The following is a 17,312-nucleotide window of genomic DNA, read 5'->3' as shown; positions in this document are numbered from 1 at the left end:
TATCGACGACCTGCTGCCCTTCAACTATAAAAAACAGACCGCATAAGCTGCCGCTTCAAGCCGATTTACGACGTGCACTGAAAAGCGCGCTTACGTCCAGATGGCAGACAACGACCATCGCATTTTCGACTATCTCAAAGTCCCCTTGCCGCATGATGGCGCGATGGCGACCCAAAGGCAACATGGAGCCCCCTAAGCCCCCTTAGATGTGTCGGCTATCCCTCCACTCCTCATCGCTGCAAGGAATGCTCGACGGCTGGGCATGAAGGCTATGCTCTAAGTCAGTGACTTTAAGGACAGATAGCTTGCTACTGTGCTCAGAGCATCCTTTTCGGTCATGCTCGAAGTCGGCTTAAGTCCGCCTCTGAGATGAAGGAGATGATGGGGCTTAGGCAATCAAGCTGTCACTCAGAGGCACCCCAGAAGTACTCCATAGGGGGGAGTTATTTGCCGGCTGGAGGATTGGCTTTTCGACTACCGGCAGTATCCGTCCGGCCTTGCTCTCGCTGACTTTCTGCATCGTCTCAATGGCGAATTCGTTGTGGCCGGCGCCCACCATGATCCCATCGTGCATCGGCAGTGCAGCAATTCCCTTCGAGGCCAACTCTAGGAGTATGCCGACGAGGATTTCGCTCTCGGTTGCCATCAGCTCGAAACCGATATCCGTGTCAAATAGGTGGGCTATCGCGGGGTGAAAGGCTGAGGCCGCCGCCTTGAAGCGCTCCATGCTCCAGCCTTCGGGCAATTCCCGGCTGATGCCCTTCGGAAGCCGCAGCGCCGCCTTTTCCCGGAAGAATAGGGAGGCCATCAAATGCTTCACCACCTTCCGCTGTCCCTCCAAGCCCGGTATCGCATAGAGATCATCGACAGATGGCGAAACCCCAACCCGGCAGTAGGCAAGCTGAACGAACATCGAAACGAAATCCAAATCCGCAACCGGTTCGCCTCCCATCGTCAACAGATAGCGCTTATCCTTCGAGAGGTGCTCCCAGAAGCCCCCATAGAGCCTGCCGTGTCGGTCAAACATCTGACGGTCACCGAGCTTGCCACTTTGGAAGATGCGAAAGACGTGAATAGGCCCCATCGGCTCACCACCAAGCCGAATGTCCGCCGCGTTGAGCATTTCGTTGATAGCGATCATTTCGGCCCGTAATCGATTGGTCCGCTCGTCATCCGTATAGTCAACGAGGACCTTATTGTGTTGCCTGCTGCTGCCGGCCCAGAGTTCGATTGTCTCCCGGCCTTCCGCTTGACGGATATCCGAAAGGCCGACGTTCATTTCATTGATGAGGGCGAGGAGCCGAGGCAACGGTATCACGACGGTTCGCTTCTCCTTAAAGACCGGATCTTGGACGGTAATAAGGTCCGCGTCATGAAGCTGCTCGATCGCCGCTCTCAGGACATCCGCGTTGAACCCAGGACGGTCATATCGGCTTCGCTTAAGGTTTCTAAGCGAGACCGCCAAGCCGTCAAACTCTGCCGGATTTAGCGTCACCATGCAAAGATTGGCGGTGAGTGCCGTGATGCAAAGCTTTCGGCGGCCCTCAGCATCAGCTCTGTGTTTCCTTCCGGGCGTGATTTCTAGGGGCGGGGTTAGATCAAAGACAGCATCCACTAGAGCGGCTAGGCCGGGACCGTCAGCGGTGAGCCATGAGTTAAAGTACAGAACATGGGGTTCGTTGTCGGACTCTGCGTGAGGTTTCTGCTTTGGCACGGTCGGTTCCAACATGTGCGTCCCCACCCCCTCTGAGGTGATCAAACGGTGGTGAGGACTTTTCGTTGATTAGGACGCCGCAGCGGCGACTTGGTGGGATGGATGGGGCCCGAAACGTTCGGTCCGCAGCTCGATGATTTCCGGCACGGCAACGCCCGCAAGTTCGCCGCAAGCCTTCTCCAAGACCTCACCCATCTTCCTCAAGACGTGCCCCGAGGACCGTGGATAGACGTGAAGCTCGACAGGTCGCAGGCCTTCGGTCTCCCATTTGCGGTGAGTGCCGCTTGCCAACCTATGGACAGCCTTCGCGGCTTGCACGATGCGGAACTCTCGGACATTGTGGCTCTTCCAGTCGTCTTCGATCAGCGCGGCGACAGCCAGATAGATGACAACCAGCCGCCTAGTGGGAACCTCAGCCGCCCTCACCCGAGCGAACGCCGTCCGGGCACGATATTCAGCAGACTGCCCACGAAGATTCATCGCCGGCTCGGGACGCCCCGCGCCCGCTATCATGTGCTCAAGCTCCCAGTAGGCCGCCTGATAGATGGGGTGGTGGCGACTAGCCTTCAGCCATTCCTCCGCGCTGTGCACATATGGTAGCAATTCGGAAGCCTTGTAGGTGCCGTGCCAGTGCGACCCGTGGCGGGCTTTGTGCTGCATATGGTACCGACAATAACATTGACCGTTAGTCCCCAAGCGCGGCAGCATCTCCCGCCGGCACCCAGGAAGTAGGCACTTAGGCATTTTCAGCTTCCCAGCCGCGAGGCAGGCGAACAGCTGGACCTTCCTTGACCTGTTGTCTTTCCGCGATTGTCCCTATCTTATTCAGTAGGCGATCAATTTTGCGCGCGTCCTCCTTGAAGGCCTTGTAGTCAGCAGTCAGGCTAAATTTTTGCTCGGCTAGACTGGTCGAGGCCCTTATCCATTCGTCTTTGGCTTCGGGCACTTGATGGTGCCCATTGATTCCGCGTTCACGCCAGAGGGGTGCATGGTTGGTTAGATAGATGTCCACGCCCTTGTTCTTTGGCAAAACGCAAAGCCTACTGGCTGGCTCATCGCGTGCATCCCCAACCAAATCGAGAAAATCTACAATGGCGTATGCATAAGGTGTGATAGTGTCACGCCAGCGTCCGTAGCCAGCGATTACTTGGCCTCCATACAGACCGCAGTAAGCCATCAGACTAGCTCCTTGTAGCTTTCCGATTACCTTCGCGTTCAGTTGGAAAATCCGCCATCTCTCTTGTTTGATTTTCAGTTCCATCAATGTCTCCGCTGACTGTGTTGGCATTTGAGTGCAATTTAATCTCATCTCGTGGGCCATCGATTTCCAGTGGTCGGGCGATCGAAATAAAGGGGGTCGAAAAAAACCGCCCCTTAGCCCAACGAGCATGGAGACCCCTGACTACGTGCCGACCTCGGGGCACACCCTTTGGGCCATAGGCAACCCCTAGAGCTCAAGACTCCCCTCCGTCTCCCAACTCGGTTGCACCGAGACGCAGGGAAACGACACGCCCTTCTTCGATAGGGTACGGCGTTGGCAATCAATTGAAGATATCGTAAGAGGAAGCCGAGCGCAGACGCGGCGCTCCGGGGCGTGGAAACCCTGAACTCGGCGGTATGGTCCCCACCGGAAGGGAGATCGATCCTTGACCTTCTCTAGGTCGGGGAGCCTGTGGCGTATGTCCAGGTTCACCGAACTAAAGGCTTCAGGGACCGACCGAGTCGGTTTTCCAACTCCCCGATCAGGGGTCATGGAGGCTATGCTTGCGGGGGCGAACCGCAGGCGATTGCCTTGAAGGAAACCGATATGGCAATCGACACGCATCCTCCCAGCAGCGACAGCCCTCCCTCAACAGGGGCCTCTTCATCTGTACGGCGCTCCTCGATGACACCTAGCAACGTCGTCTTGCTGGCGGCAGTCGGCGTCATTCTCGGGGCTGTGGCGATCTTAAACTTGTCGCCCTTGGGCTCACTGGGGCGCTACCAGTTTTCGCCCACGAATGAGTCCTACATCGTTCGCATGGATACTACGACAGGCGAACTCTCGGTGTGCTATGGATTTAGCACTCGAAAGCCCATTTGCCTACCTTGGGGCCATAACGACCGGCCATTCGCGGAGGCGGTCCAGCCATCCGCACCTCACGGTGATCAGCAATGAGCCGAGCGAACTTTGCCATACTTATATCGTTAGGGGTTGCGATCCTCGCAGGCTGCTCTGATGACACTTTGGCGGAGCGAATGAAGGCCTGCGCCGACTACGTCAACTATGGTGTCTTGCAAAATGGCGAGAAACAGCACTGCCTTGCCGACGAGCAAACCTTTAGAAAAGCCGCAGGCGAACTCGTGGCGGCGGACTTGCAGCAAATCTATCCGGCTTTGGTGAATGATGCGAAAGCCATCTCAGCCTCTGCTACGAAGGCGGACTTAAAGGCCTACCCACCTTTGCCTTCGAGCGTTAAAAACCCCACCTTCTTCGATAATACCGAAGGCACGGCCACGAGTTGGCCCGCAACGGTGGACCTCGAAAACGTGACGTTTAACCCTCCAGACGACACGAACCGACAATGGCAGATTTCCGGCAACCGTGCTGGCAATCCAGGGGAACCTTGGGTGCTTGACCTTGAGGGGTTCGGACCCACGCAGTCCAACCAGATCGAAAACATCTGCGGGCTGCTCGATTCTGCCGCCGCTCCCGGATGCAAAGCCCACGTGTACGTCAGAGATATAGCGGACTCTGGTGGCGACTTAGCGAACTTGGTAGCTGTGGCGATCGAATTGACTCCGCCGCCGAGGGATGAAGCATATCAGACGCTCTTGGGCAATGAGATGGCACGATGGCCTCCAAGGCAAAGCAAGCAGTGAACCCGCTCGTTAGAACCTCAGGCCGCTTCTTTGAGTATCCTGAAGACGCTCGCTCGGCTGATACCTAAAGCGGCCTGAATGTCCGCGACCTTCTTGCCCGCCGCCTTCATGGCAAGCACCTCGTCTGCCTTACTACGAGCCGTTGGTGCTCGACCTTTGTACTTGCCGTCTGCCTTGGCCTTGGCGATCCCTTCGCGCTGCCTCTCCAGCATCAGCTCCCGCTCAAACTCCGCAATAGACCCCAGGAGGTTCAGCATGAGCTTTCCGGTCGGTGTCGAGGTATCCAGATTGAGGGCCAGAATGCGAAGCTCGACGCCCTTGACCTTGAGGGTCTCGGTGATCGCCACAAGGTCTGCCACCGAGCGGGCAAGGCGGTCCAGCTTCGTCACCACCAGCACGTCACCCTCGCGGACAAACTCAAGGGCGCGCTCTAGCTCTGGCCTCTCATTGGCCACCGAAGATAGCTGCTCCTTGAACAGCTTCGTGCAGCCTGCAGCTTCGAGGTCTCGGAGCTGGGCATCAAGGCCAGCCTTCTGGTCGGTGGTGGAAGTACGGGCATAGCCTATCAGTACGGTTGCCATCGCGGTCTCCTCATAGTCTAACATGAACCTTTGACTATGAGATACCATGAGTCTCAAAATGTCAATCACACTCCTGTGAGACTATTTGACGATGCTTTTGGGAGACTCACAAGGGCTTGCCCTATTGAGATTGCCGGAGCTGACGTTACGGAACGATTCAGCTACAACTCTCTGATCCGCGCGGGAGAGGACCCAAAATAATGATCGACAAGAGAGAACTTAAAATCGAGCAGCTCATACCCGAAGCAGAATTCGCCCCGCTCGTGGCGTTGTTTGAATGGGCTCCTTTTTCAACCGCAGACTTCGCTTCGTTGATGAAAACTGAGCGCCCGTCGTGGTGGAAAGAAATTGAGGATCGGTACGGTGCAGGCGGGAAAGGCGCCAAAGTCCGCTACAGTGCGTATTCTTTCTCCTCGCAAGTCTTAAACTACTGGTCTCGACGCGGCCTAGTCGACAAACTTGAGTACAAGACAGCGCCCGAAACCTGGGGAAGCAATGTCGTCCGATACTGGGCGCGAGATCGAAGCCGCATTGCATATATGCTTTTCCCCGATGAGGTTGTTCCCGGTGACGAGCTTTTTGAAGAAGGCGCAACAACGCAAATCTTGGTGAACCGCTATGAGCGTGACCCGGTTGCGCGGCAAAGGTGCATTGACCATCATAAAGCGAGGTGCTCAGTTTGTGAGTTAGACTTCGAAGAGATGTATGGGGAGCGCGGCGCCGGTTTTATCCATGTGCATCATCGGAGATCGCTCGGTGCGCGCGGAGCATCACATAAGGTCGATCCGATCCGCGACTTGGTGCCGGTATGCCCAAACTGTCATGCTATGCTGCATCGAAAGCGTGATGAACTGACAGTCGAGGAACTTCGAGCAATCATTGGAAAATAAATCGAGATAGCACAGGCAGAAAGGCCACCGGGGGGAAATTCTCGCGGGCACTCCCACGAGGTGGCCTCTCGAATGCGTGACCCAAAATTTCTTTAGCGGGCGGTGCCGGTATGCTTGAACTTTTTGGCGAGTTGGTCAGCGACTTTATGGCGGCACACGGGTACGTCCTGTCATCGACGGCGCCAACCACAGGCGTATTAACATTGAGGGCGCTACTTCAGCGTCGGGTTCGGAATGCTCGCGAAATATTGCTAGATGAAATCCGGCATGGCGCGCGAACTATCGAATTCCAAGATGGGGAAGAGGCGGCAGCCATTACCTACCGATACATGCGGGCCGCTCAAGAGGGTGCCGCAAGATTAAACCTTCGCCTGCTTGCGAGAGTGATCGTAGGAAGCGCTGAGGGTCCTGGATTGCATGCCGATGATTTTTTGCGTTGGGCGGATACGCTCGCTGGACTACAGCGGGAAGAGGTCATTGTGCTGGGCGTTATGCAGCGCCTCGAAGCGAGAGAGCCCAGCGCCGTCCCGGAGAGCTCCCCGCTTACACGATATTGGCAGGATTGCTGGCTCACTCTTCTCCAGGAATACAATATGGCGTCCAGCGACGCGACCACCTACGCGGCCTCCCTCATGCGCACCGGCTTGGTTGCCCCGGCAAGTGATGATTTCTTTAGTGGCATTGCTTTCATTGGGACGCGGCGACTGTCAGAGCTCCGGGAGATCATGGCGATTGAGGGGGTCTTAAGGCGGGCAGAGAGCGATACCGGGCTGTAGGCGACAGAAAGGCTCCGATATGCTGCAAATGGGTCCCATGGATGGGCACGGGGGAAATCCGCGCGGGCACTTCTTTGAGGTAGCTTCTCGGATACGTGACCTCAAATTGCTTTGGCCGGATTGCAGGTTTCGATTGAGCCAGAAACACCCGCAGTAGGTGAGACAGATGATTTAAGCCCACTCGTATCGCATTGTGCTGGAAACGTTAAATGCAGCATTGCCCCGGATTCGGATCGCGACGGCATTCTTACTGTGAACGTTGCCTACGGCCTCGCCGAACGGAAAGCGCGACATATCAACGTTGGAGAAATCTAGGCGCTCGACGGTGCTCGCAACCGATATAGCGATATCGCACGCGTAAAACTCACAGTTCTCCAATGCTGCACCACGAAAGAGATTTCCCACCTGCAGTCGTCCATTCTTGCCGTAGACGTAGGCGTCGTTCTTTGTGTGAAAGATATCTTTGATGTCAAGAATACTGTCCGAAAGGGAGTATTGAAGAGCAATCTTGCCGTCGGGCATACGGAAGGTGAATCGATTGGACACAACTGTTAGATCGCCCAATGAAGCACTTTTGGCCAGAAATTCATTTTGATCGATCTCGCACACGACGTTGCCATAGCGGTCGGAAAATGATCCGCTGATAAGTATAGGCTCAAGTGGATTGTCGGTAGGCGCGAAACTCAGGATTGGCACCCCATCCACGAGAATCACGTTCTTGTTTGCTTCAATTAGATTGCCTGCCCAGCTGACACAAAAGTCGTGCTTCAGGGCCGATAGCTTGAATCGGGTGGGCGATTGCGCGGCAGTCCGATGTTTCATGGCAAGCAATATCATATCCGTCGAAAGGATGTGGGCGGTCTTCCGTCGATGGCAAGCATCGCAAAGCAATACGATGTCGTCTGGATCGTGTTCGCGAGCATCGGCAAAAGGGATTCTCAAATGATCGTAATCATAGGGGATTTGACCGCAAACAACGCATCCAAAACTACACGCTTGGCGAACTTGTTTCTTCACGCTGGAAGGAATGTCGCGGCTTAACCCGTAGCGGTTTGTTTCTGACATCTATTTCCAAGCCATCTTTCGTTCGGCTATCGACGACACAACTTACTGAACTCTGGCTGACCAGCCGTGCACGCGTCGTCTTAACAAAGAGTCTCTTGGCCTCAAATAGGTCTGTTGCCGTCATGCCCAACGGGGGAATCTCGCAGCCCCCCACATGACTACCTCGGAGACTTGTGACCCCTTGTATATCTTTGGTGGCTTAAGACGAGCGTCAAGCTGAACCGCCGCCTTCCTCATCGTCCCTTAGCGCCGGAGCGGGTGCCAGCTGTTGAGTCAGCGTCGTTGGGACTCTGAACCGTCTGTGCTGCTTCGTGCCGCGCATCATGGTCACCATTCCGCCTTCGTTGCTGATCGAAACGGAGCCTTGCCTGCCGTGGGCCGCGAGAGACCAAGCGCTGATGAGATCGAGGTTTTCCGGCTCCATGAAGATCTGCAAGGCTGCGATGTCCCCAATGGCCTTGGCGATATGCTCAACTGCATCACGTATGAAATCAGCCATATGGAACAAGTCGTTATCCACTTGGTCGCATATCCAAAGGAGGGCCTCATTCTCCGTCTGCCACTCGACGTTCGACAGGGCAGCCACAACGTTTGATATCCTCGCCTCCACGGAAATACCCCTGTTGCCACCCCGAAGGACCGTAGCACCGCGAACCGGTATCGTGCCGAAGCGCTGCTCTACGATCTTCAGGCCATCCGGCCCATCGCTACCTGTCTCGCCAACCTTCTGCTGGATATGCAGAAAGCCGCCATCACGTGTTGTCCGGTGGATGTCCTTGCAGACAGCAGGCCGGAGACCAACCCGGATTGCGAGCAACACCTTGTCCAGATCACGTACAGCAGGCTTCAGGTTTTCCCAGTAAGCCATTAGGTCCTTTGGGAAGGTCCAATGGGCTTCAATGAATGCTTCAACATGCCGTCGCTGCTCAGCCCTCTTGTTTTGGCTCAAAGCCTTTTCCAAGCTGTCGTTTGCAAAGAAGCCATGTCCGCAGCAGTGGCCTACGGCATAAAGAGCCTTCGATTCGCTGGACCACAGCAGGTGACCCTTGACGTATTTCGGCTTGACCGGGCTGCATATAGGACAGGGCGCGTAGCCGAACTTCTCAAGGACCTGCCGTGAGATGACAAAATCCTGAAGAATCACTTCGATGCCATCGACTGGCGGCTTCTCATGCGTGATGAACGGACAGGTTTCGGGCAGACCCTTCGTCCGTATGTGGTCTAGAAATTGAGACTTTAGATATTCAGGCCTTACATCAAATTCGCGTTTGACCTTTTGGCTCATGTGGTCCTTCCCACTGGCAACCCGACTCGCGGCGGTTGAGAGAATCATTCTCACACGCAATTTTATCATGGCTGACGAATTGATACCAATTGGCAGTCAACACCAAAAGGACAGACAGAGAACATCGGTGAACTCTTGGCCAACCCGGCGGGACAAAGAAAGTACACCGCCCGGCTAGCTGCTCATGCTCCCGCACAATGTCCGCGCCGCGCACTCACGGGGCTATCTTTGATTTGTGTTGTAAACGGGATAGACCCGATGGAGGAGTCACTTTGATAGGTAGCTGGGTACTTCCTGTGGGTACTTTTATGGGTACTTAGGGAAACAGGATGACACTCTAGCGACTTGTTTTTATTGCAGAAAAAAGAATGTAGAGAATTTTGGTGGAGCTAAGCGGGATCGAACCGCTGACCTCTTGCATGCCATGCAAGCGCTCTCCCAGCTGAGCTATAGCCCCATCTGATGGGTCCGGGCGAACCGGTCCTGGGTTCCCTCTGGCGCTTCGTCCGTCGGGTGGCGGCTTATTACTTGTGGTTTTTCAAGATAGCAAGCCGAAAAATATCGGCTCGGGAACTTTTATCGTTTCCCGAGCCGAACATGTATGGATCAGACTTCGTCGTCGTCGCCGGTTACGCCGATGATGCCGCTCATGTCGTCGTCATCGTCATCTTCGTCGGCTTCGAGGAAGGTGTCGTCGTCATCGTCGCCGTCGATTTCGACGTCGTCATCGCCGATGTCGGGGATATCGTCGCCGGCTGCACCGTCCTCGGCATCCTCAAGGGAAACCAGTTCGACTTCGGTGTTCTCGGTATCGACTTCCGCAACCTCGTCTTCTTCCGGAACTTCCTTGGAAGCGGAGGTCTCTTCGAAGAAGGACAAGGGCCAGGACTTGCCGCTATAGGGGGAAACCACCGGATCACGGTTCAGGTCGTAGAACTTCTTGCCGTTATCAGGATCGGTACGCTTAGTTCCAAGTTCCGCTTTCGCCACTGTCAAAGCCTCGTGTATGGCCGAATCAATCTTCGGCAATGCCGACCAAGCCGGCGTTATAGGGGAAATTTATAAGCCGGTCCCCTTAATCGTTGCTGCCCTATCTGTCAAAGCTAAACTTTGCAGCCATGCCGCGCCGCCTATATGATGGGAAAGATGACGGCCGGAAACCTTTGTGTTAACGAGCCGGCTAGCAAGGGAGGGCCGGAGCAGAAAGCATGTATCAGCCGCCGCATTTTCGCGAAACCGATCTCGATATTCAGCATGCGCTGATCCGCGAGAACCCGCTCGGGCTGCTGATCTCCTCAGGCAGCGACGGCCCGGTTGCCAATTCCATTCCTTTTTATCTGAATGCCGGTCTTTCGCCGAAGGGTACGCTGCAGGCGCATGTGGCGAAGGCCAATCCGCAATGGCGCGATATTGCCAGCGGCGCTCCCGTTCTCGTCGTCTTCCAGGGCGTCAACTCCTATGTGACGCCGTCCTGGTATGAGACCAAGCAGGAGACCGGCAAAGTGGTGCCGACCTGGAACTACGCCATCGTCCAGGCGCGCGGCCCGGCGCGGGTGATCGAGGATGCCGCGTGGCTGCGGACACAGATCGAGGCGCTGACGCGCAGCCAAGAAGGCCAGCGGGCTGCACCTTGGGCCGTCGATGACGCGCCTGCCGATTTCATCGCTTCGCAGATCAAGGGGATCATCGGCATCGAAATCGAGATTGCCGAGATCGACGGCAAATGGAAAGTGAGCCAGAACCGCCCGGAAGCCGACCGGAAGGGCGTTGTCCACGGGCTCGAAGATAATAGTGGGGCCACGGGTACCGCCGAGATGGCGGAACTGGTGCGCCGATACGGCAAGCTTGATTGAGCAAGCGGAACGGAATTTTTGACATGATCATTGCCATCGATGGACCGGCGGCCGCCGGAAAGGGAACGCTGTCGCGACGGATTGCCGAGGAATACGGCTTCCATCACCTCGACACCGGTCTCACCTACCGCGCCACCGCAAAGGCGTTGCTCGATGCCGGCCTGCCCTTCGATGATGAAAAAATCGCCGAGGGCATGGCCCTCAAGGTTGATCTTGCCGGGCTCGATCGCAATATACTGTCGAGACACGAGATCGGCGAGGCCGCCTCGAAGATCGCCGTCATGCCGGCCGTTCGCCGGGCGCTTGTGGAAGCGCAGCGCGCCTTTTCAAGGAAGGCCCCGGGCGCGGTGCTGGATGGCCGCGATATCGGCACTGTCGTCTGCCCCGATGCCGTGGTGAAGCTCTATGTCACAGCCTCTGCCGAGGTCAGGGCTAAGCGGCGTTATGACGAGATCATCGCGGGCGGCGGTTCGGCTGATTTTGCAGCGGTCCTGCAGGATGTTAAGATACGCGACGAACGCGACATGGGGCGAGCGGACAGTCCGCTGAAACCCGCTGATGACGCGCACTTGCTTGATACCTCGGAAATGAGTATAGAGGCGGCGTTTCAGGCTGCGAAATCCTTGATAGACGCCGCCCTGAGCCGAAATACCTGAATTGACGCGGCCTTGCGTGCCTCCGGCACGGGCCAACGTTTTTTAAGGCAAGCCTGAAATTCCGTCCCCGCGCCGGATTGCCCTCTGATCAAGAGGGCGGATGGAACTCAGGCCGTTCAACACCAACCCACCGGCGCATTCGTGTCTGATGCCCAGAGCTGGACACGCCAGGAGATTTTATGTCTGTAGCTACCCCCTCCCGTGAGGATTTTGCGGCCCTTCTCGAAGAGTCCTTTGCCAAGAACGATCTGGCAGAAGGCTATGTCACCAAGGGCATCGTAACGGCCATCGAGAAGGACGTTGCCGTTGTCGACGTCGGCCTCAAGGTCGAAGGCCGCATCGCGCTGAAGGAATTCGGTGCGCGCGCCAAGGACGGTTCGCTGAAGCCCGGCGACGAAGTCGAAGTTTATGTCGAGCGCATCGAAAACGCGCTGGGCGAAGCTGTTCTGTCGCGCGAGAAGGCTCGCCGCGAAGAAAGCTGGATCAAGCTCGAAGCCAAGTTCGAAGCTGGCGAGCGCGTTGAAGGTGTGATCTTCAACCAGGTCAAGGGCGGCTTCACCGTCGATCTCGACGGCGCCATCGCCTTCCTGCCGCGTTCGCAGGTCGACATCCGTCCGATCCGCGACGTCACTCCGCTGATGCACAACCCGCAGCCCTTCGAAATCCTCAAGATGGACAAGCGTCGCGGCAACATCGTGGTTTCGCGCCGTACGGTTCTCGAAGAGTCCCGTGCCGAGCAGCGTTCTGAAATCGTCCAGAACCTCGAAGAAGGCCAGGTTGTTGACGGCGTCGTCAAGAACATCACCGATTACGGTGCGTTCGTTGACCTCGGCGGCATCGACGGCCTGCTGCACGTCACCGATATGGCTTGGCGCCGTGTCAACCATCCGTCGGAAATCCTGTCCATCGGCCAGCAGGTCAAGGTTCAGATCATCCGCATCAACCAGGAAACCCACCGTATCTCGCTCGGCATGAAGCAGCTCGAGAGCGATCCGTGGGATGGCATCCAGGCCAAGTATCCGGAAGGCAAGAAGATCTCCGGTACCGTTACGAACATCACCGACTACGGTGCGTTCGTCGAGCTGGAGCCGGGCATCGAAGGCCTCATCCACATTTCGGAAATGTCCTGGACCAAGAAGAACGTACACCCCGGCAAGATCCTGTCCACGAGCCAGGAAGTCGAAGTGGTCGTTCTCGAAGTCGATCCGACCAAGCGCCGTATCTCGCTTGGCCTGAAGCAGACGCTCGAAAATCCGTGGCAGGCATTTGCCCATAACCACCCGGCCGGCGCTGAAGTCGAAGGCGAAGTCAAGAACAAGACCGAATTCGGCCTGTTCATCGGCCTCGACGGCGACGTAGACGGCATGGTGCACCTCTCCGACCTCGACTGGAACCGCCCGGGCGAACAGGTCATCGAGGAGTACAACAAGGGCGACGTGGTCAAGGCTGTCGTTCTCGATGTCGATATCGAGAAGGAACGCATCTCGCTCGGCATCAAGCAGCTCGGCAAGGACGCTGTCGGTGATGCCGCTGCTTCCGGCGAACTGCGCAAGAACGCTGTTGTTTCCTGCGAAGTCATCGCAGTCAACGATGGCGGCATCGAAGTGAAGCTCGTCAACCACGAGGACATCACTTCCTTCATCCGTCGTGCTGACCTGTCGCGTGACCGCGACGAGCAGCGTCCGGAACGCTTCTCGGTTGGCCAGGTTGTTGACGCCCGCGTCACCAACTTCTCCAAGAAGGACCGCAAGATCATGCTGTCCATCAAGGCTCTGGAAATCGCAGAAGAGAAGGAAGCCGTCGCTCAGTTCGGTTCGTCCGACTCCGGCGCTTCGCTCGGCGACATCCTCGGCGCGGCTCTGAAGAACCGCGGCGGCGAATAAGCCTCGCAACGCTTAGAGCGCTTCCGCTTTTCTTCGAATCGCGGAAGTGCTCTATCGCTTTGATTTGACGGAGTTCCGGACGCAAAACCGCGTTACACTTTTGCTGGAATTGCTTTAGAGACAAAAAACCCGCCGGAGCGATCCGGCGGGTTTTTTATTGCCTGCTATGGAAATGATTATTCCGCCGCCATGCGCTGGTAAAAATCATAGGCCTCCTGCTGCAGGCCCGTCAGAGGCGCCGGCATCGGCAAAGCAAGCGGCTCCTGCGCGGCATCCTCTGCCACGACGTCGTCAGCGGAAACCGGAAGCTCGTCGGAGGCATCGGCTGCCCGTTTGGGGGTGTCTTGCGCCTGCTCCTCCGCGTCGTCAGGCTGCTCTTCTTCCCCGGCCCTTTCCCGCCGGCGGCCCTTGCCTTCGGCTTCATCGCTGACAGCCTCGACGCGGTCCACGCCGGATTCATCCTTTTTGCCGACTACATCAGGCGCTGGCGGGTACTGCACGATGGCGAAGGGAACGCCGAGTGGCAATTGCGCCGGCGGCGGAGTGGAAACGGCGGCTGCAGCTGCCTGAGCCGGCGTCAATGGCGTGCCGTCGCTTGGCGGCGGCGGGTAGCCAGAAGAGAAAGGCGCCGCAGCATCGTCAGCGGCCTCATGCCACGCCGGGGCAGGTATATTTGCCAGCGGCAAGGGCAATTCGCCGGCGCTACGGGCAACATCTTGCTGATGTAGTTCGGCAGCATCCAGAACGTCGGCAATCAATGCATTGGCGATAACTGCATTTGCGACTTGCTCGCCCTCGGCCCTGATGCTGTCGATCTCGGGGCCGACAGCCTCCATGGCAAACTGGATGGCCACTTTCAGCCCCTCCTGGACGTCGGCGGCGATCTCCTTGAGTTCCGTGGGCAGGGCATTCTGCATGATCTGCGGATCAAACGTGGCGGCATCCGAAGGCTGATTGTCGGCGACGGCTTCCAATGCTTCGGCAACGCTGGCCGCAACGAATGCCGCCGCCTCCCCGGACGCATCGGCCGACGCCTGAACCGGCTCTTCGCCGACAGATATTGCGGCGGCGATCGGGGGATCGGACACCAGCTCTTCCACCGCATCAGCTTGAAAAGACTGGACGCTGGCCTGTATTTCCTGGGCAATCTGCTTTTCTTCCGCCGGCGCCGCAGATGGATTGGAATTTGTCCGGTCCGATGTCGCGGTTTGCTCGGCGCGAGGCCCTGCGGACGCGGCTTGCGGAGCGGCAGAGGTGGTGGGGTCAGCCTCGGGAGCTGCCGCGGTCTCCTCGCCTTTCGGCAAGCCTTCGTTTTCGCCGTAGGAATCGATAACGGCCTCGGCCACCAGATCGCGGCCTTTGAAGCGCGCGGTCTCCAGATAGGCGATGATATGTGCGGCTTCCGGGCCTGCGGGATCCTTGAGCGCCTGGGCGACGAGCTGCAGGGGAAGCGGTTGGCCCTGCGCCTGCAATTGCTGCTGCACGGTCGCCAATTGCTTCGGGGTAAGCCCCTGAATGACATCGGCAAGCCGCAATGCATGGGCGACATTGCTCTCGTCAGCTTCGGGGGGAGACCCGAGCGATTCACTGACGGAATTCATAATATCCAGCAAGCTCTGGACCATGCTGTCGCGGATCGCCATGAGCATGATGCTCAGTTTGCCTTCCACGGTTGCGCTGGCTGCATGCGATAGCGCCGCAGTCGCGGTCGCGGCGGCGCTGGGACTGGCAACACCCGTGCTGACAGTGACTGCCTGCTTCTGAGAAGCGGCGATTATGTTGGATATGGCTGGGACCGGCTGCAGCATGATGCGCTCCTTTCTCGGCAAGTGACGATGGAAGCAGGTGACATGCGAGCCGCTCATGCGGTCGGTCGCGCTCCAAGGCAGTGTCTACGGCTGCCGGGCGCTTCATGACGCCCGTCGAACGCATGGAATCATTAATGATGATGTAAGAATCGCTTTAAGAAACCCTTAAACGCGAAGAGATCGACGCGGCACGGCATCGGCCGCCGTGGTCGGCTAGAAATACCGGAACCGGCATCGGCGTTTGGTGGAATGCGCCAAATACCTATGTCGCGGGCCCGAAAGCGCCGAGGACCTTCGCAAGTGCGCCTTCGTCGCGGTAGGGAAACGTTCTTCGCACCAGCTCTGGGCTCAGCCGTGGCTGGAGACTGCGCGCCTCGGCCTCGCTGTACTCCCGCCGCGCTTCGTCACCGCGCAGGGCATGAGCTGCGGCGAGCAAGATCAGCGTCCGCCATGACTTGCTCGGGACATTTTCGAAATCCTCGACGGCGGCATCCGGATGGCCTTGCTGAAGCCGGATAATCCCCCTGACGGCCCAGAACCACACGGGCGGATACTTCGACTTCCTGAAGCATTCCCCGATTTCGGTTGCGGCCTTTTGCAAATCACCGGCGTAGTGAAGCAACTCGGCATGATCGGCGCGAATCTCCACATCGCCCGGCGCCAGATCGCGTGCCTTGGCGTAATGGGATTCAGCGCCATCATAGTTTCGCATCGACAGTTGAACCAATGCCGCCGCGTAGTGGGAAAAGGCATGGTTGTTGTCGAGCCGCAAGGCAATGCGCGAGATTTCCTCGGCGCGGTGTAGTCGCTCGATCACTCCTTCTGTGAAGAAGCAATAGCAGAGCGTAATGGCATACATTGCATGCGCGTCGATGAAGGCTGGGGCGAGTTCCGTCGCTCTCTGGAAGAAGCGCTCCGCTTCGGGCAACAGGTGTTTCGCGTCGAGCATCCTGCCGTAAAGAAAATTCTCGTATGCAGACCAGGAAGCCTCCGGCTTCTTCGCAATGGTCTTTGATGCGCTGGAAAGCACCTTGTCGACGACGAGCGAGACAATCTCCGCCGCCGCCGATTCAATGGCGTCGATATCCCAATCCGCGGGAAGATCGAAGGCCCTCGACCAGAGGATTGAAGTAGCCGAGGTGTGCAGGAACCTGACATTCAACCGGAACGGACCCGCCCCATGAACGCTAGTGCTGACCGTGTAGTCGTGGGAACGGGTACCCATTTCGGCGGTCAAAGTAGACGCGACGTCGATCCAATGCCGATCCGAAAGGAATTGTTCGAGGCCGGAAGTTACCAACCCCATGACCTCCTGCTGATGGGGAAGGGCCGAAGACGTGCCCCCAACTCTGACCAGGACTTTTTCCGGCTCCGGCGATCCCACCGGTTCACCACTGCGCAAGGGCTCCGCCTTTGCGATTTCGGCGTGAGGCGGTTGCCAGTGCCAGACGCGAACGGGCCGCTCGATATTCTTCAGGCGTTTTTCCCCGCCCTCGGCGAACTCGCCGCCTATGCGCGCGGCGATCTGGTGGTAGACACCATCGGTGATGCAAATGCCGCCGGGTATCGCGCTTGCCTCAACCCGGGAGGCGACGTTTACTCCGTCACCGAACATATCCGTGCCCTCGACCAGCACGTCGGCAAGGTTGATCCCAATTCTAAGAACGATGCGGGCGCCTTCTCGCTCGCGGCGCGCCAATTCGCCCTGGATCGCCATCGCGCATTCGACTGCCCCGGTGGCGGAATCGAACACCGACAAGGTTCCGTCGCCTATCAGCTTGAATATGCTGCCGCCGTTGCGCTCGATGTTCGGCGCGATTAGGTCAGCCTGCAACGCCTTGATCAGAGCAAGGGTCGCTTCTTCGTCACTCTCCATGAGGCGGGCATAACCAACCACGTCCGTGGCCATGATTGCTGCCAGCCGTCGCTTAACAGGAAC

General features: G+C 57.5%; 15 protein-coding genes and 1 tRNA gene. 6 read left to right on the top strand and 10 right to left on the bottom strand.

From position 1 onward, the window contains the following. Positions 1-388: 388 nt before the first annotated feature. The 3 genes from EV561_RS34180 to EV561_RS34170 all read right to left on the bottom strand — a co-directional run bounded on the left by EV561_RS34180 (position 389) and on the right by EV561_RS34170 (position 2,975). Entirely contained in the window at positions 389-1,729 is a 1,341-nt protein-coding gene (locus tag EV561_RS34180) for a hypothetical protein (RefSeq protein WP_132528330.1), read from the bottom strand. A gap of 54 nt (positions 1,730-1,783) precedes the next feature. Further along, positions 1,784-2,374, bottom strand: coding sequence for a hypothetical protein (locus tag EV561_RS34175; protein WP_207910648.1), 591 nt, complete (start codon positions 2,372-2,374; stop codon positions 1,784-1,786). Positions 2,375-2,450: 76 nt separating this feature from the next. After that, on the bottom strand, positions 2,451-2,975 hold the full coding sequence (locus EV561_RS34170) for a hypothetical protein (protein ID WP_132528329.1): 525 nt from the start codon (positions 2,973-2,975) through the stop codon (positions 2,451-2,453). A gap of 893 nt (positions 2,976-3,868) precedes the next feature. Between EV561_RS34170 and EV561_RS34165 the strand changes: the two genes are divergently transcribed. After that, on the top strand, positions 3,869-4,576 hold the full coding sequence (locus EV561_RS34165; protein WP_132528328.1) for a hypothetical protein: 708 nt from the start codon (positions 3,869-3,871) through the stop codon (positions 4,574-4,576). A gap of 17 nt (positions 4,577-4,593) precedes the next feature. Here the strand turns inward: EV561_RS34165 and EV561_RS34160 are convergent, their stop codons facing one another. Further along, positions 4,594-5,157, bottom strand: coding sequence for a recombinase family protein (locus tag EV561_RS34160; RefSeq protein WP_132528327.1), 564 nt, complete (start codon positions 5,155-5,157; stop codon positions 4,594-4,596). 200 nt (positions 5,158-5,357) lie between these two features. Between EV561_RS34160 and EV561_RS34155 the strand changes: the two genes are divergently transcribed. Both EV561_RS34155 and EV561_RS34150 read left to right on the top strand, forming a co-directional pair. Beyond that, on the top strand, positions 5,358-6,047 hold the full coding sequence (locus EV561_RS34155) for an HNH endonuclease (protein WP_132528326.1): 690 nt from the start codon (positions 5,358-5,360) through the stop codon (positions 6,045-6,047). A gap of 110 nt (positions 6,048-6,157) precedes the next feature. Further along, positions 6,158-6,823 (top strand): hypothetical protein, encoded by a 666-nt coding sequence (locus EV561_RS34150; protein WP_132528325.1) that lies wholly within the window; start codon positions 6,158-6,160, stop codon positions 6,821-6,823. A gap of 171 nt (positions 6,824-6,994) precedes the next feature. Here the strand turns inward: EV561_RS34150 and EV561_RS34145 are convergent, their stop codons facing one another. The 4 genes from EV561_RS34145 to EV561_RS34130 all read right to left on the bottom strand — a co-directional run bounded on the left by EV561_RS34145 (position 6,995) and on the right by EV561_RS34130 (position 10,163). Next, on the bottom strand, positions 6,995-7,888 hold the full coding sequence (locus EV561_RS34145; protein ID WP_132528324.1) for an HNH endonuclease signature motif containing protein: 894 nt from the start codon (positions 7,886-7,888) through the stop codon (positions 6,995-6,997). A 211-nt stretch (positions 7,889-8,099) separates the two neighbouring features. Then, on the bottom strand, positions 8,100-9,173 hold the full coding sequence (locus tag EV561_RS34140; RefSeq protein ID WP_132528323.1) for a hypothetical protein: 1,074 nt from the start codon (positions 9,171-9,173) through the stop codon (positions 8,100-8,102). Between the two features lie 381 nt (positions 9,174-9,554). Then, positions 9,555-9,630, bottom strand: a tRNA-Ala gene (locus EV561_RS34135). 149 nt (positions 9,631-9,779) lie between these two features. Next, the gene (locus EV561_RS34130) at positions 9,780-10,163 is read right to left on the bottom strand and encodes a TIGR02300 family protein (RefSeq protein ID WP_132528322.1); all 384 of its coding nucleotides are present in this window, start codon (positions 10,161-10,163) and stop codon (positions 9,780-9,782) included. A gap of 218 nt (positions 10,164-10,381) precedes the next feature. Between EV561_RS34130 and EV561_RS34125 the strand changes: the two genes are divergently transcribed. The 3 genes from EV561_RS34125 (at position 10,382) to rpsA (ending at position 13,565) form a co-directional block, all read left to right on the top strand. Continuing rightward, complete coding sequence (locus EV561_RS34125; RefSeq protein ID WP_132528321.1) at positions 10,382-11,026, top strand: FMN-binding negative transcriptional regulator; 645 nt, start codon at positions 10,382-10,384, stop codon at positions 11,024-11,026. 23 nt (positions 11,027-11,049) lie between these two features. After that, a complete protein-coding gene (cmk, locus tag EV561_RS34120) occupies positions 11,050-11,682 on the top strand; it encodes a (d)CMP kinase (RefSeq protein ID WP_132528320.1) in 633 nt (210 codons plus the stop codon). Between the two features lie 179 nt (positions 11,683-11,861). Further along, a complete protein-coding gene (gene rpsA, locus EV561_RS34115) occupies positions 11,862-13,565 on the top strand; it encodes a 30S ribosomal protein S1 (RefSeq protein ID WP_132528319.1) in 1,704 nt (567 codons plus the stop codon). Between the two features lie 176 nt (positions 13,566-13,741). Here rpsA and EV561_RS34105 read toward each other — a convergent pair whose 3' ends face one another. Continuing rightward, positions 13,742-15,373, bottom strand: coding sequence for a hypothetical protein (locus EV561_RS34105; protein ID WP_132528317.1), 1,632 nt, complete (start codon positions 15,371-15,373; stop codon positions 13,742-13,744). A 262-nt stretch (positions 15,374-15,635) separates the two neighbouring features. After that, complete coding sequence (locus EV561_RS34100; protein ID WP_245513199.1) at positions 15,636-17,282, bottom strand: adenylate/guanylate cyclase domain-containing protein; 1,647 nt, start codon at positions 17,280-17,282, stop codon at positions 15,636-15,638. Positions 17,283-17,312: the final 30 nt, after the last annotated feature.

The sequence above is a fragment of the Rhizobium sp. BK376 genome, from assembly GCF_004341625.1.
In the GTDB taxonomy this organism is placed as follows: domain Bacteria; phylum Pseudomonadota; class Alphaproteobacteria; order Rhizobiales; family Rhizobiaceae; genus Rhizobium.
The sequence above is the reverse complement of the archived record's forward strand: the minus strand, read 5'-3'. Positions and strand labels throughout refer to the sequence as shown.

Coding starts and splice junctions, on each gene's coding strand:
- EV561_RS34180 (WP_132528330.1), bottom strand. CDS start 1,729: ATGTTGGAACCGACCGTGCCAAAGCAGAAACCTCACGCAGAGTCCGAC.
- EV561_RS34175 (WP_207910648.1), bottom strand. CDS start 2,374: ATGCAGCACAAAGCCCGCCACGGGTCGCACTGGCACGGCACCTACAAG.
- EV561_RS34170 (WP_132528329.1), bottom strand. CDS start 2,975: ATGGAACTGAAAATCAAACAAGAGAGATGGCGGATTTTCCAACTGAAC.
- EV561_RS34165 (WP_132528328.1), top strand. CDS start 3,869: ATGAGCCGAGCGAACTTTGCCATACTTATATCGTTAGGGGTTGCGATC.
- EV561_RS34160 (WP_132528327.1), bottom strand. CDS start 5,157: ATGGCAACCGTACTGATAGGCTATGCCCGTACTTCCACCACCGACCAG.
- EV561_RS34155 (WP_132528326.1), top strand. CDS start 5,358: ATGATCGACAAGAGAGAACTTAAAATCGAGCAGCTCATACCCGAAGCA.
- EV561_RS34150 (WP_132528325.1), top strand. CDS start 6,158: ATGCTTGAACTTTTTGGCGAGTTGGTCAGCGACTTTATGGCGGCACAC.
- EV561_RS34145 (WP_132528324.1), bottom strand. CDS start 7,888: ATGTCAGAAACAAACCGCTACGGGTTAAGCCGCGACATTCCTTCCAGC.
- EV561_RS34140 (WP_132528323.1), bottom strand. CDS start 9,173: ATGAGCCAAAAGGTCAAACGCGAATTTGATGTAAGGCCTGAATATCTA.
- EV561_RS34125 (WP_132528321.1), top strand. CDS start 10,382: ATGTATCAGCCGCCGCATTTTCGCGAAACCGATCTCGATATTCAGCAT.
- cmk (WP_132528320.1), top strand. CDS start 11,050: ATGATCATTGCCATCGATGGACCGGCGGCCGCCGGAAAGGGAACGCTG.
- rpsA (WP_132528319.1), top strand. CDS start 11,862: ATGTCTGTAGCTACCCCCTCCCGTGAGGATTTTGCGGCCCTTCTCGAA.
- EV561_RS34105 (WP_132528317.1), bottom strand. CDS start 15,373: ATGCTGCAGCCGGTCCCAGCCATATCCAACATAATCGCCGCTTCTCAG.
- EV561_RS34100 (WP_245513199.1), bottom strand. CDS start 17,282: ATGGCCACGGACGTGGTTGGTTATGCCCGCCTCATGGAGAGTGACGAA.